Origin of the sequence: Paenibacillus sp. PDC88, from assembly GCF_900106725.1 — a bacterium.
In the GTDB taxonomy this organism is placed as follows: domain Bacteria; phylum Bacillota; class Bacilli; order Paenibacillales; family Paenibacillaceae; genus Paenibacillus; species Paenibacillus shunpengii.
Map to the genome: position 1 here is coordinate 349,661 of NZ_FNNT01000002.1, position 15,395 is coordinate 365,055.

The 15,395-nt window shown below is 46.8% G+C and carries 12 protein-coding genes; all 12 read left to right on the plus strand.

Features of this window, described 5'->3' with window-relative positions:
• The 12 genes from BLW49_RS08230 to BLW49_RS08285 all read left to right on the plus strand — a co-directional run bounded on the left by BLW49_RS08230 (position 1) and on the right by BLW49_RS08285 (position 15,325).
• Positions 1-852 carry an ABC transporter permease gene (locus tag BLW49_RS08230; protein ID WP_090724021.1) on the plus strand — a complete coding sequence of 284 codons (852 nt, stop codon included), beginning with the start codon at positions 1-3 and terminating at the stop codon, positions 850-852.
• Between the two features lie 179 nt (positions 853-1,031).
• Positions 1,032-1,997, plus strand: coding sequence for an aromatic acid exporter family protein (locus tag BLW49_RS08235; RefSeq protein ID WP_076312810.1), 966 nt, complete (start codon positions 1,032-1,034; stop codon positions 1,995-1,997).
• A 129-nt stretch (positions 1,998-2,126) separates the two neighbouring features.
• Positions 2,127-2,687: an outer spore coat protein CotE gene (locus tag BLW49_RS08240; protein WP_090724023.1), complete on the plus strand. Its 561-nt coding sequence runs from the start codon at positions 2,127-2,129 to the stop codon at positions 2,685-2,687.
• 109 nt (positions 2,688-2,796) lie between these two features.
• Complete coding sequence (locus tag BLW49_RS08245; RefSeq protein WP_076312808.1) at positions 2,797-4,032, plus strand: putative amidoligase domain-containing protein; 1,236 nt, start codon at positions 2,797-2,799, stop codon at positions 4,030-4,032.
• Between the two features lie 157 nt (positions 4,033-4,189).
• A complete protein-coding gene (mutS, locus tag BLW49_RS08250; protein WP_090724024.1) occupies positions 4,190-6,940 on the plus strand; it encodes a DNA mismatch repair protein MutS in 2,751 nt (916 codons plus the stop codon).
• Between the two features lie 36 nt (positions 6,941-6,976).
• A complete protein-coding gene (mutL, locus tag BLW49_RS08255) occupies positions 6,977-9,049 on the plus strand; it encodes a DNA mismatch repair endonuclease MutL (RefSeq protein WP_076312806.1) in 2,073 nt (690 codons plus the stop codon).
• Between the two features lie 58 nt (positions 9,050-9,107).
• Positions 9,108-9,899, plus strand: coding sequence for a class I SAM-dependent methyltransferase (locus BLW49_RS08260; protein WP_090724026.1), 792 nt, complete (start codon positions 9,108-9,110; stop codon positions 9,897-9,899).
• Positions 9,877-10,857 carry a tRNA (adenosine(37)-N6)-dimethylallyltransferase MiaA gene (miaA, locus tag BLW49_RS08265; protein WP_076312804.1) on the plus strand — a complete coding sequence of 327 codons (981 nt, stop codon included), beginning with the start codon at positions 9,877-9,879 and terminating at the stop codon, positions 10,855-10,857. Before BLW49_RS08260 ends, miaA begins: the two co-directional genes overlap by 23 nt.
• Before the next feature lie 20 nt (positions 10,858-10,877).
• Positions 10,878-11,117 carry an RNA chaperone Hfq gene (hfq, locus tag BLW49_RS08270; RefSeq protein ID WP_047910668.1) on the plus strand — a complete coding sequence of 80 codons (240 nt, stop codon included), beginning with the start codon at positions 10,878-10,880 and terminating at the stop codon, positions 11,115-11,117.
• A gap of 185 nt (positions 11,118-11,302) precedes the next feature.
• Positions 11,303-13,960 carry a transglycosylase domain-containing protein gene (locus BLW49_RS08275; RefSeq protein ID WP_090724028.1) on the plus strand — a complete coding sequence of 886 codons (2,658 nt, stop codon included), beginning with the start codon at positions 11,303-11,305 and terminating at the stop codon, positions 13,958-13,960.
• Between the two features lie 159 nt (positions 13,961-14,119).
• A complete protein-coding gene (locus tag BLW49_RS08280; protein WP_076312802.1) occupies positions 14,120-14,671 on the plus strand; it encodes a ribonuclease FAU-1 family protein in 552 nt (183 codons plus the stop codon).
• A gap of 57 nt (positions 14,672-14,728) precedes the next feature.
• On the plus strand, positions 14,729-15,325 hold the full coding sequence (locus tag BLW49_RS08285) for a YdcF family protein (RefSeq protein ID WP_256209663.1): 597 nt from the start codon (positions 14,729-14,731) through the stop codon (positions 15,323-15,325).
• Positions 15,326-15,395: the final 70 nt, after the last annotated feature.

Here is a 15,395-nt window from a genome sequence, read left to right on the forward strand (position 1 = left end):
ATGGAAGCAAAACCGTTGGAAGCAGCACCTCATGAAAAAGCGCAGGAAGAGCAATGGCTTCACAGCATTCATCTCCAGCACAAGAAACGGAGAAGAAGATGGAGAAGATATGTCAGTCTGACGCAGATTGCGATTCTTATTATGATGTTCCTGTATTGGGAGATCGCGGGCAGATTAAGATGGATTGACGTGCTCCTGTTCAGCTATCCTTCCAAGATTGGCGCACAGCTGTGGAAGGATGTAGTCAGCGGCGAAATTTGGCTCCATACCTCAGTCACGGTGTTTGAAACGATTGTCGGTTTCCTGCTGGGCACACTGCTCGGCACGCTCATCGCTGTACTTATCTGGTGGTCCCCTTTCTTATCGAAGGTGCTTGATCCTTACTTGGTAGTACTGAACAGTATGCCGAAGGTAGCCCTTGGACCCATCTTTATCGTCATGTTTGGCGCTGGCTTTACTGCAATTGTCATGACGACCATATCTATTACAGTTATTATTACAACGCTTGTTGTGTATAACAGCTTTAATGAAGTAGACCCAAACTATGTAAAGGTTGTACGCACATTTGGAGGAAACCGAAAGCATATTTTTCGCAAAGTAATCTTTCCTGCATCCTTTCCTGCGATCGTCTCCACACTTAAGGTAAATGTAGGTTTGGCCTGGATCGGAGTTATTGTGGGAGAATTTCTTGTCGCGAAGGAAGGCTTGGGATATTTAATTATATATGGTTTTCAAGTGTTTAATTTCACCCTCGTTATGTCGAGTCTCATTGTAATTGCTGTAGTGGCGACGGTAATGTATCAGCTGGTAGCGTGGCTCGAGCGTAAGCTGATGAATGGCAGGGAGTATTAATCCGCTCTTGACTGAACTATGGATTCTATCTCACATCCGTAAATATGTCTGTGACATGTCACATTGTTCCAGAAGGAAAAATCGTGTACGATTGATACCTACGATCTGATTGGGTACTAATATAATGGAATCATTATTTAATGTACTCGCCTTATAGAGAGAAGAGAGGGTTATCATACATGGGTTTCCGCGTTATCAAAACAGCGATTGCTGCCTTAATGGCTGTGCTGCTGGCTGATGCTATGCAGTTAAAAGGACCAACGTCGGCAGGATTGCTGGCCATTCTGGGTGTCGATGTTACTCGTAAAAGAAGCCTGAAGACGATCTCGGCGCGATTTTTTGCGTCCGTAGTAGGGCTTCTTTTTGCTTCAGTACTTTTTTTCCTGTTTGGATTTCATTATTGGGTGCTGGCCATTTATATCCTGACGGCATTTCCTGCCATTGTGCGGTTTGGCTTTAAAGAAGGCATAGTCACAGGGTCCGTCGTCGTCTTCCGTGTGTTTAGCGGAGGAGAGATGAGCCTCGAAGTCATCTGGACACAAATACTACTGCTCATTGTTGGGCTTGGCTCGGCGATGGTCGTTAATTTAGCTTATATGCCAAAATCGGATAACATGCTCTTCAACATCCGTTCAGAGATCGATGAGCTGTTTTCGGTAATTTTCACCCAGTTTGGCCGCACACTAAGAGATCCCTCATACGTGTGGACGGGTGCTGAATTGATGGAAGCTGAGAAGGCAATAGATAAGGGAGTCGCAGCCTCCAAGCTGTATCTTGAGAATCAAGTGATCCATCCGAACGAGGAATGGACTGCATACTTTTATATGCGCAAGACCCAGCTGGATTCCATTCAGCATATGATGCATTTAATATCACAGGTATATACGACCATGCCGCATGCGGAAATGGTAGCTGAATTGTTCGAGCAGTTAAGCGATGATGTGTGCAATGAGTTCTATACTGGAAGGACCGAGAAACTTCTAAGCATGGTAGAGCAAGAGTTTAGAACGATGGATCTGCCCACAACAAGAGAAGAATTCGAGATTCGTTCGTCGATCCGTCAGCTGTGCCGGGAACTCGCTTTGTACTTGAAGATTGCGAAAAAGGACAAGGCACCGTTCCCTGTCCCTGCAAAAGGAAATTAGCTTATTCAACATCTAAGCCGCTATAAATTAAAAGTTATCTTTTTCAATTATATTTATCTGTAAATTGGTAACAAACGCCCATGTCCTGCATACATATAAATGGAATGATTGTATGGAGGAGGTTCAAAGATGTCATTGAGTCATAAACATCAATGTAGAGAGATTATAACGAAGGCGATCTGCGGCAAGGGTCGTAAGTTCTCTACCGTAACACATACCGTGACTCCGCCACATAATCCTACCAGTATTTTGGGGGCATGGATTATTAACCACGAGTACGAATCGGTCCCGGCAGGAGACGGAATTGAAGTTATTGGTACTTACGATATCAACATTTGGTATTCCTATGACCAAAACTCTCAAACCGATGTAGCGAAGAAGACAGTATCCTATGTAGAGAACATTCCACTATCCTATCTGGATCCTAAGCATCGTGCCTCCACTGTTGAGGTCTCTGCGGATGCAACGCAGGAACCGAGCTGTGTAGAGGCGACGGTAGCTTCGGGCGGAGGCAGTGTTGTCATCCGCGTGGAACGTGAATTTGCAGCCGAAATGGTTGCTGAAACCAAGGTTCGTGTTGTCGTGTGCACGAACAACTGCAATGAAGAAGCAGACAAAGATTATGATTTCGGCTCACTTGATGGTGATTTTGACGAGCTTGATCCTGACTTGCTGGATGATGAGATCTAATTGGTGCTGCAACACCTATATGGCAATATATGCGCCGAACCCTTCGGCGTAGAGGGCGGCAGCCCTCCTTTTTTTATTTCTTTTTTAGGGGAAGGACGGTCTAGGTGCCATGTTAGTAATTCGAAATTCGGAACATTACGAGTCGATGACAATGGAGGAGCGTGAGGCAAGATTAACCCGCTCAGGACTTCGTTCTTCCCTGATTCATCCTAAAGAGAATAAGCTGCAGTTTCTTGTGACTTATGAAGTCTTGATCAGTCAGCTTCATGCGTTAAGAATCGTGAAAAAGAGTTATACCGGAATTCGGGAAGGCAACAGGACGGTGCTGCATAGGGAGGACAACATTTCGCTCTACAATCGAATTGAACGTGCTGCTGTTCGAGCGGCATATGCTCTGAATCTGGAGCATGCAGAGGTTGTGCTGCAGGCTGGAGGACAGCAAGGCATTAGCGTAAGCAGCGTTCATTCACAGCCATGGTTAATTAGAGAAGGGATAGCAGAGTTGTACGAACAGGCGATGATGGAGAAGCAGCTTGCTCTTGAGGCAGAGAGAAATTTACATACGTCTCCGGTACTCGGTATGGATCCGGAATTTCTGCTGATTAGCCAACAGGAGGAGCGAGTTGTGCCTGCTTCCTTATTTCTAGAACGAACGGGCGAAGCCGGGTGTGACGCGGTAACTCGAGGCGGACGAAGATCTTACCCTGTCGCGGAGCTTAGACCTATGCCAAGCTCAGAGCCTCGGGAGCTCCTCGCTCATTTGATGCACGCGTTCTTAACTGCTTCAACGCTGATTACGGATCACACGCTGTTATGGAGAGCAGGCGGGCTTCCGGTAAGCGGTCTTCCGCTGGGTGGACATGTGCATTTTAGCAGAGTGGTGCTAACCTATGATCTGCTCCGTGCTCTCGACAATTACTTGGCGCTTCCGATCGCCATATTGGAGGATCCTCGCAGCAGCGGCCGAAGACCGAAATACGGCTACTTGGGTGATTTTAGAACTCAGCCCTATGGCGGCTTCGAGTACAGGACACTTCCGAGCTTCTTGGTATCTCCAATGATTGCCAAAGGGGTGGTATCCATTGCTTATCTGGTCGCTGCCAATTACCGGCTGCTTCAGCGAAGACCGCTTGATCTTACTGAGAATCATGAAGCATTTTATAAGGGGAATAAACAAGTTCTTCGCGGGCTGGTTCATCCCTTGCTGCAGGAATTAACAGCTCTGCCCGATTACAATCGGCATCATAAATATGTGAATCCCTTGATTACGGCACTCTATCAAGGGAAGACATGGGATGAATCCAAGGATATAAGACCTCTCTGGAATATTCAGCAAAAGCCATGAATAAGAGGTCTCTTTTTGATATAATAAGCGGATGAATCCGTATCATCGTTTTGATGAGCTATAACATTCATTTGGATAACCTAATATATGTGTTACCAGATGTATGATAGGACTCGAAATTATCGATGCAAATTGTGTGGCAGGAGTGGTATAATTCATGGCTCAATACACGCCAATGATTGAACAATATTTGAAGGTAAAAGAACAGGCGCAGGATGCGTTTCTTTTTTTTAGACTTGGTGATTTTTATGAGATGTTTTTTGAGGATGCAACCCTTGCTGCGAAGGAACTCGAGATTACGTTAACCGGTCGTGAAGGTGGTGGCGGAGAACGTATTCCCATGTGCGGCGTGCCTTATCATTCCGCCGATAATTATATTCAGCGATTGATTGAGAAAGGGTACAAAGTTGCGGTATGTGAACAAATGGAAGATCCGGCCGCAACCAAAGGAATGGTACGCCGTGAAATCGTGAGAGTGATTACGCCGGGCACCGTCATGGAAGGCAAGACGATTGGCGAGAAGTCAAACAATTATATGATCTGCTTGACACAAACCAGCGGTGTTTTGGCGATTGCTGCCTGCGATTTATCTACAGGAGAGCTGTATGTTACCTCTGCTCCATATTCTGAAAAGTGGCTTAAGGATGAAATTGGCATCTATGAGCCCTCTGAGCTGATCGGAGATGCTGAGCTGCTGCAGACGGTGCAGTCCGAGATGCTGGCAGGAAACCGGAAGATCACCTACACGGCTTGTGACAAGAGCAAAGCTGAGCTTGTTATAACCCAATTCGGTGAAGCTGCATGGGCCCGTCTGGGGGAAGAACGCAGGCATTGTCTTGCGACGTTGTTTGCCTACCTGAATGAGACCCAGAAGCGCTCATTGGGGCAATTGACTCAAATCCAGACGTATGAACCCGATCATTATATGATTCTGGATCCATTTACGCGAAGAAATCTGGAGCTTGTGGAAACGGTGCGTGACCGCTCCAAGAAGGGCTCCCTTCTATCCCTGATAGATAAGACAGAGACCTCCATGGGAGCGAGAATGCTCAGACGCTGGATTGATAAGCCGCTTCTCCAACGACAGAAGATCGAAGAGCGTCTTGAAGCGGTGGACAAGCTGTACAACCAGTTTATTCTGCGAAGCGACATTCGTGAGCAGCTGAAGGAAATTTATGATCTGGAACGACTGGTTGGACGAATTGCATTCGGCAATGCCAATGGACGGGATTTGAATGCGCTCAAGGTGTCTCTTGAAATGATACCTGCGCTTGCCAAGCTGTGTGCAGATTCTCCTTCTAGCACCTTGCGCCGTATTGCAGAAACGATGGATGATTGCTCCGATTTGCGCGAGATGATTCATCATGCCATCGTGGACGAGCCGCCCGTCTCTGTCAGAGAAGGCGGAATGATACGCGAAGGATATCATGAGCATTTGGATGAGCTGCGTTATGCAAGCGTGAATGGTAAGCGCTGGATCGCCGAATTAGAAGCACAGGAACGCGAAATTACGGGGATCCGCTCACTTAAGATCGGTTATAACAAAGTGTTCGGCTACTATATAGAAGTGACCAAATCGAATATTTCATCCCTGCCTGAGGGCAGATATGAGCGCAAACAAACATTGGCTAATGCAGAGAGATATATTACACCTGAGCTGAAAGAGAAGGAATCTCTCATTCTGGAAGCTGAAGATAAGATGGTAGGGCTTGAATATTCATTATTTATCGAGATTCGTGATCAGCTTAGCAAGGAGATTAAAAGATTGCAGAAGTTGGCTGAGCAGGTCGCAGAGATTGATGTGTACCATTCACTTGCTGCCGTCAGTGCAGAACGCGGTTTTGTTAAACCGAGCATCACGGATGGATTTGACATGAAGCTTATTGGAGGACGGCATCCTGTTGTAGAATCGGTCATGCGTGATGGTGCATTTATGGCAAATGATACGGTGTTAACACAGGAGGATCCACGAATTCTGTTGATTACTGGGCCAAATATGGCGGGGAAGAGTACGTATATGCGTCAAGTGGCGCTCATCTCTATTCTGGCTCAAATTGGCTGCTTCGTTCCTGCTGTGGAGGCTGAGGTTCCGATCATGGATCGAATATTTACGAGAATTGGCGCAGGTGATGATTTGATCGGCGGTCAGAGTACCTTCATGGTAGAAATGGCTGACATTCAGGTGATGACGGAAAAGGCAACTCCGCGAAGCCTGATTATTATCGACGAGCTGGGGCGCGGGACCTCAACGAGCGAAGGTATGGCGATTGCTCAGTCGGTCATTGAATATGTGCATGATCACATCGGGTGCAAAGCTCTGGTCTCTACTCATTTTCATGAGCTTGCCCATCTGGAGGATAGTCTTCCTTCCCTTCGAAATTATTCAATGGCCGTGCAGGAGAAGGAAAATGAAGTGCAGTTTCTACGCAAACTGATCCCTGGTGCGGCAAGCAGCAGCTATGGGATTTATGTCGCAAGACTGGCTGGGCTGCCGAGTTCGATTATTGATCGTGCGAGCAGGCTGATCCACACCATTGAAGAGCACTCATTTGATATCGTTGCTGAAGGGCATAAGGAGCCGTTCCAGAACGATTACCGTCAAGCCGAGAAGGAAGCGGCAGCTTCGTCAGATCAAATGATTCTGAAGGAGACGAAATTAGCTGCGAAGACGTTTGCAAATGAAGAAACGGAAGAGCCCGCTGCTATGTCTAATGAAGTTGTGCAGCTGTCGATATTTGGAGATGAATGGCCTGAGCCGAAGAAGAAAGGTGCGCAGGAAGCTCATGAGCTGGACCCTGTTGTCAAGCAGCTGATAAAACGGATTAGGAACGCGGATTTAATGAACATGACGCCGCTTCAAGCGATGCAGCTTGTAAATGAATTGAAAATGAAAGTAACAGATATGTAAGGTTATGAACCTATAAATAAAAGGGAGGGGTAAAAGGTGGCTAGAATTCATGTGCTGGACGAGCATATTGCCAATCAGATCGCTGCCGGTGAAGTGGTGGAGAGACCCGCTTCTGTCGTTAAGGAGCTTGTGGAAAATTCCATTGATGCAGGAAGCACCCGTATCGATGTATCCGTACATGAAGGAGGGCTCCAAAGCATCCGGATCACCGATAATGGAGGCGGAATTGATGCAGAGGATATGGAAACCGCCTTTTACCGCCATGCGACGAGTAAAATTGCCAACGGTCGGGATTTATTTGAGATCACGAGTCTTGGTTTTCGGGGCGAGGCCTTACCGAGTATTGCTGCCGTATCCAAAGTAAGGCTGATCAGTGCGACTGAATCCGACGGACGTGGGCGTGAGATTGTCATCGAGGGCGGCAAGCTGATCAAGCATGACGATATTACTGCCTCTCGCGGGACCGATTTTTTGGTTGAGGAGCTGTTCTACAATACCCCAGCCAGATTGAAATATATGAAGACGATTCAGACGGAGCTTGGGCATATTTCGGATGTCTTGTACAGAATGGCGTTATCTCACGCCGATATCGCATTCACGCTAAGACATAATGGCAACCTGCTCTTGCAGACCCTAGGCAATGGAGATCTGCTTCAGGTCATTGCTGCGGTATACGGAACCTCCGCTGCCAAAGCGATGCTCCCGATCAGCGGCGAGAGTCTGGATTATCGAATCAGCGGTTATGTAAGCAGGCCAGATCTTACAAGGGCTAATCGCAATGGCATATCGACCATCATTAATGGCCGTTATATTAAAAATTATGGGCTGAACCAAGCTCTGCTTAAAGCCTATCATACGCTGCTTCCGATTAATCGGTTTCCGCTTGCCGTACTGCAGCTGGACATGCATCCGTCATTAGTGGATGTTAACGTCCATCCGGCCAAATTGGAGGTTCGATTCAGCAAGGAGCCTGAGCTGTATACTTTTGTGGAGGAGCACACTCGCGCTGCACTTAAGCAGGAAGTGCTCATTCCCCAAGTAATTAAACAGAGTATTGGAAAGCCGGAGAGTAAATCGTTTATACAGGAGCAATTTCATTTTACAAAATCGAAGCCGCATGAAGTGCATGCAAGTGCAACGAATAAGGAGATATCTGGAACCTCATCCTTATCAAGCCCTGTGAAGAAGATGTACAATCCGACGGATAAGCAGGGCATTAGCCCACCTATTTATGAGAGGGATATGACCCGTTCCCAGCCTCAGCCAAGCAATGCTGAGAAAAGGGAACGTTTAAGCACAGCCAATACTGATCGTGCAGCAGGGAGTTCTTCTGCTGCACCGATTGAAGATATAGATGACAATTACACTGTGCGCGATTCGTTCAAGCAGCAGGTCATCAGAGAAACGAGAATGAATCGTGCGAATGGGGATTATTACCGGGACAGTGCTGCGCTTAAGTCAAAGAATGTACAAGGAATGATCAAAGATCATTATGGACAGCTAGCGGGTACAAAGGCAGAGCTGCCACAGTTTCCTGAGCTGGAGCTGATCGGTCAGCATCACGGAACTTATTTGATCGCACAAAATGAGAACGGGCTGTATCTGATTGACCAACATGCTGCACATGAGAGAATTAACTATGAATTCTACTACAACCAATTCGGCAATCCGGTTGAGGCATCTCAGGAGCTCCTGCTCCCGATCACTTTGGAGTTCACACCCTCGGAGACAGAGCAGCTAAAGGACAAGCTTCATTGGTTTGAACAGGCTGGAGTTTACCTGGAGCATTTCGGTGGACAAACCTTCCGTGTTACATCCTATCCTTATTGGCTGCCCAAAGGCGATGAAGAGTCAATCATTCTGGAGATGGCGGAATGGGTGCTGTCAGAGCGGGGAATTGATCTGTCTAAGCTCCGTGAAGCCGCGTCCATTATGTGCTCATGCAAGGCATCAATTAAAGCCAATCAGAAGCTGACAGATCAGGAAGCGGTCGTGCTGCTGGAGCGGCTCGCGGGCTGCAAGCAGCCGTATACTTGTCCACATGGAAGACCTATAGTCGTCTCGTTCTCAACCTATGATCTGGAAAAGATGTTTAAAAGAGTGATGTAATGTGGAACAACATGAAGTAGTTGAACTAAATCAGATGATAATGACTAGGAGAAAATAAATGATAATTACAACAGGCGATACGAATGCAAAGACGCTTGCGGAGCGTGCGGTTCGTCTTGCCGAGGTTACCCATTCAAGCTATGTTCAGCGAAATAAAGCTTCCCTGGCCAAGCTATCGGAACAATATGGCGATGAAGATATTATCGTTGTTGTAACCAATGGTGTTCGTTTGATCAGTCCGGGGGAGCCTGTGCTCGAATTTCATCCAAGCATGGGATTCGTTCGGGCGAAGCGCGTACTAAAAGGAGAGAGCGATCCTATGCTGGAAGCTGCGAAGTTCCAGAAGGGTGACTCTGTGCTGGACTGTACGGCAGGTCTTGGTACGGATTCGCTGGTCTTCGCCGTCGCTGCAGGAGGAGAAGGGCATGTCACCGCTTGTGAGAGTTCACATACTTTGTACACCGTACTGCTAGAGGGCATGAAGTATTATCGGAGCGGCAACAGCCGTGTGGATGAGGCGCTAAGATCCATTCAGGTGAAGCACAGCAACCATCTAGAGCTGCTCCGCGGCATGGGTGACAATAGTGTCGATGTCGTATATTTTGACCCGATGTTCCGTAAGCCTGTTATGGATTCAAATGCGATTCGTCCTTTGCGAAGATATGCGAATAGTTCGCCCTTGGCGCTGGAGAGCATCACAGAGGCCAAGAGAGTGGCTAGAAAGACAGTGGTTATGAAAGAAAAAAGGGACAGTGGTGAATTTGCGAGACTCGGTTTTAGTGCCGTGAATCGTGCCCATTCAAAAACAGTGTACGGAGTGATTGAACTTGACAGAAACTCGAAAGCCTAAGCTGCTTGTGCTGGTGGGACCTACCGCAGTAGGCAAGACAAAAATGAGCATCGAACTGGCTAAGACCTTTCAATGCGAAATTATCTCAGGCGATTCCATGCAGGTCTACAGACGGATGGACATCGGGACGGCGAAGATCAAGCCAGAGGAAATGGGAGGTATCCCACACCATCTTATCGACATTCATGAGCCGGATTACCCATATTCTGTCGCGGAATTTCAAGAGGAGAGCCGCAGGCTGATTCGAGAGATACATGAGCGGGGCAAGCTGCCTTTTATCGTAGGAGGGACCGGGCTGTATGTTGAATCGGTATGCTATGATTTTCAATTCTCTGAAGCAGGCTCTGATGAACAATTTAGAAAAGCCCAGTTTGATTATGCGGAAGCAAACGGAGCGGAGGCATTGCACCAGAAACTACAAGAGGTAGATGCAGACAGTGCCTCAAGACTTCATCCAAACGATGTGCGCAGGGTGGTGCGATCCCTTGAAATATATCACATGACCGGAGTCAAACAATCCGAACAGCTGGCTGCCCAGAATAAGCAGTCTCCCTACGAACTCTGTATCGTCGGTTTGACAATGGATAGAGAAATGCTATATAACCGTATTGAAGACCGAATTGACGAAATGATGAAGGAGGGGCTGGTAGAGGAGGTTGCTTCACTTCTCAGCCAAGGTGTGGGTCCCGGCTTTATTTCCATGCAAGGCCTCGGTTACAAAGAAATCGCTGCCTACCTGCGTGGAGAAGTACCACTGGATACAGCAGTAAGTGAACTGAAGAGGGATACGCGTCGCTTCGCCAAACGACAGCTGTCCTGGTTCCGTCATATGAAGGATATTCAATGGGTGGATATGACGGACACAGCAAATTTTTCTACGAACTTCGCTACTATACGTGATATAATAGCAGATAAGCTGAATTTGGAGCATGATTATTCTTCAAATCAATCTAATTGAACTTATTGGGGGTACGGCTAATGACCAAGTCCATCAACATCCAAGATACGTTCTTGAATCAAATGCGCAAAGAAAATATTCCAGCTACCATTTTTCTCGTCAACGGTTTTCAAATTCGCGGGACTGTCAAGGCATTTGATAACTATACCATTGTTGTCGACAGTGACGGACGCCAGCAAATGATTTACAAACATGCCATATCCACCTTTACACCACAACGGAATATTTCTCTTATGCAAAATGGCAGTGGTGAAGAATAAAATCAATCATTGAAACTTTTAAATTGTCCATTTCGTTTAATACGTATAGGATTGAGGCGGAGCAACCTGTAAAGGTTGTTCTTTTACTTCTCAGGAGAAAGTTTACAAATTGGTTTCAATTCTATGAAAAAAGATTTAAAGACTAGCATGAAGATGCTACACCTACAAGGGAGTCAGGAGGTACCATGTCAAACGATACATTGTCTAGGTCCGGGAATCGTAAGAATAATCAAAAAAAAGAGAAGAAACCAGGACCTCAGAAAAAGAAAAAAATATCGGGTAAACGTGTAGCCTGGACATTGTTTTTTACAGCTGCTTTTGCTATCTTTGTTGCGCTTGCCGGCTATCTGTTTATTATGGTGAGCGGAGAACGGATCTTACAGGCCAACTTTGACAAAATGACGGTGAATGAAACATCCAAGGTATATGACCGAAATGGTGAGGAGATCAGTGAGCTCTCTATTGAGAAGCGTGATCCTGTAGAAGGTGAGGAGATTCCTCAGATCTTAAAAGATGCCTTTATTGCGACAGAGGATAGAAGGTTCTACGAACACAATGGTGTTGACCTATGGGCGATCGGTCGGGCAGCAGTAACGGACATTATGGCCCGTTCTCTGGTTGAGGGCGGAAGTACAATCTCTCAGCAGCTTGCCAAGAACGTGTTTCTGACACGAGACAAGACGTTCTTCCGTAAGGCGACAGAGATGTCCATTGCGCTCGCGATCGAACGGAACTATTCAAAAGATGAAATCTTGACGATGTATTTAAACCGTACCTGGTTCGGATACCAGAATTATGGGATTCAAACCGCTTCGGAGTTTTATTTCGGCAAGAGTGACCTGAATGAGCTGGAGATTTGGGAAGTTGCAACGCTGGCGGCGATCCCTAAGGGTCCTTCTGCTTATAATCCAGCAGGTAATCCTAACGACTCCAAAGAAAGAAGAGGGGTTGTCCTTCAGTTAATGTATGATCAAGGATACATTTCGAAGGAAGAGATGGATGAGGCCAAAGCAGTGGATTACGCTTATGAGCGCCCGGAAGAGGAGAAGAAATACGTTGCTTATGTCGATTACGTGCTGAAAGAGGCTGAGCGTGTAACAGGTAAAACAACCGATGATCTGAACATCGGTGGTTATAAGATCTATACAGCGATGGCTCCTGAGGCTCAAGAAGCTGTAGAAGCCGCTTTTAAGAATGATGAATTGTTCGAAGAAAGTGCATCGGACCAGAAGGTGCAGGGTTCCATGGTCATCATGGACCATGCAACGGGCGGTATCGTTGCGATGCAGGGAGGCCGAGATTATCAGCGTCAAGGCTGGAATCGGGCGACAAGCAGTTATCGTCAGCCAGGCTCTGCGTTTAAGCCGATTGCTTCCTATGCACCGGCACTTGAAACCGGTGATTTTACAATGAATACACCACTCAGTAACTCGGAGCAATGTTTTGGTGATTATTGCCCTCGAAATCTGCACGGTTATTCAAATACGATTGGAATGGCGGATGCCATTACGACGTCTGAGAATATTCCTGCTGTATGGCTGCTGAATGAAATCGGCGTAAATACGGGATATGAATTTGCCGAGAAGCTGGGTATTACGATGACGGATGGTGATCGCAATCTATCCATGGCGCTTGGCGGCTTGGATAAAGGAACGAATACACTTGAGATGGCTGCGGCATACAGTGCTTTTGCGAATCGAGGTCAATATCAGGAAGGTCACGCCATTACACGGATTGAGAACAGCGATGGCAAGGTGATTTATGAATATGAATCAAACGCGGAGCAAGTGATGAGTGAGCAAACGGCGTATCAAATGACAGAAATGATGCAAGAAGTTGTCAATAGCGGTACAGGAACAAGCGCGAAGCTGGATCGTCCTGTGGCAGGTAAAACAGGAACGACACAGAGCGGTTACGAAGGAAACAGCTCGAACCGTGATGTATGGTTCGTCGGCTATACGCCTGAATATACCGCCGCAGTCTGGATGGGATATGATAATCCGGATCAGCAGCATTTGCTGAAGAACAGCAGCCGGCTTGCAGCTACTTTCTTCAAGACAGTGATGGAAAAAGCACTTGAAGGAGTAGAACGCAAGGAATTCTTTGTGCCGGATAGTGAAATTCCAGAAGTGACTGAACCGCCAGTTGAAGAGGAAGAGCCCGAAACGGATCTGACGGTTAGTGGACTGAGTGCTTCTTACGATAAAGAAGCTCAAGCCGTATCACTGAGCTGGAGTGGGTCATCAACTGAAGGTTTACAATACCGAATCTATCGTAAAGAGACGTCAGAAGGAAGCTTCAGTCGAATCCAGGATCAGATCTCGGGAACATCGGCAACGGACACGGGAGCTCTACCGGGTCTGACCTACGAATATTATGTCACCGTTATTAATCCGGAGAACGGGGAGGACGCAAGTGAGTCCAACCATGTGTCACTGTTTATCGAACCGGAAGAGGAAGCTCCTGTTACTCCGGAGCAGCCGGAAGTACCAGAGAATCCAGGTACAGATCCAGGTCAAGGTGAAGAAAACCCGGATAATAACGGCAACGGTAATGGAGAAGGGACCGGAGCTGAGACCGGTGAAGGAAACGGCCCAGGTAATGAGGGTAACGGTGGAAATGGTTCCGGCAATGGCAATGCGGGTAATGGCGAGGGTCAAGGAGGAAATGACACTGGCAATGCTGGTAATGGTACAACAGAGCCTCCTTCTAATGGAGGGGGAGGTAATAACGAAGGTGGAGAAACTCCACCGGAGGAAACTACACCTCCATCTGGTGAAATCTCACCTCCAGGTGAAGATAGCCCGCCAACCACTACAGTTCCCGGTACAACGACACCTTAATAATATTAGCGAAAAGACCTGCTGTCACAGTGACGGCAGGTCTTTTTTTCGCTCAAGGGTACTGATTTTATTGGATACGAGTAAATTTTGAGTGTATAACTTAAATATGGTAAGCTGTTTTTATTAAAGCGGATATTGGATGAGTAAAGAGGGATGAGGATGAAGAGAAAATTTGGAGACAGGGCGAACTGGCGCCGGATTACGAATCGGCAATTCACCTGTCGATATGTAGAGAGCGAGGAGTTTACTGGCTATTTATCCCTTTATACCATCCATGAGTTAAAGGAACCACTATGGAAAACATATGGAGGGTATACGTTCTGCACAGCGGATAAAGGGTATTCCTGGCTTCAGTATTTTCCAAAGGATGAGCACTTTGTTGTGACGGCGATGTTTGATGACCAGGAACGGATTATTGAGTGGTATATTGATACTTGCCGCAGTCAGGGAGTCACAGATCAGGGTGTTCCGTGGTTTGATGACTTGTATTTGGATGTTATTGTTCTCAAGGATGGTGAAGTATTCCTACTGGATGAGGATGAACTCGACGACGCTTTGGATAAGGGACATATTACGACCACAGATTACGAATTGTCCATGCGGACAGCGCAGTACTTGCTGCATTCAATTGATGCGCATTCGTTCCCTTATTTCCAGATGTCATTGGAACACCGTTCTACTTTGTTCGAGAATGGGGAATTCAAGGAGTGAGCTATGGCATTTGAGCAAGCAAAATCTATAAATAAAAAACCCAGGAACACGAAATTTTTGCAACATGCATTTAGGATATTAGCAGCACTCGTGATTATCGGACTGATCTGGGTTGTTTATGTACAATGGAAGATTTTTAATCCGAATGAGACAACGGAATTTGCGGATCCTGTTGATGTGGGCATTGTGCTGGGGGCGTCGCTGTGGGGCGACGAGCCCAGCCCGGGTCTCGCTGAACGGTTGGACAAGGCACTTGAGCTATATGAAGCAGGAAGCTTCCGATACTTTATCGTTACCGGCGGATTGGACAGTCCAGAGCATCGACTTACCGAGGCCGAGGGCATGCAGCGCTATCTTGTAGAGCACGGGGTAAATGCCTCTCATATTTTCCTAGAGAACGAAGCGACCAGTACTTACGAGAATTTACTGTTCAGCCAGAACATTATGACGGATCAGGGCTTCACTTCATCGATCATAATTACACATGATTTTCACGGTATGCGATCACTTGAAATCGCTGAGTTTCTTGACTATGAAGCACCTGAGGTCGCACTCGCTGATTCTGTGGTTATGCCATTTTTGCCAAGCCAAATACGGGAAACGCTTGCTTATACGAAATGGAAGCTGGATGCCGCTCTCCTGAGCTTACAGTAACAATTTTTTAAGGGAAACTTCTAATAACATTGAACTAACTAGAATACTTTAGATAGAGAAGTTAGCCCCT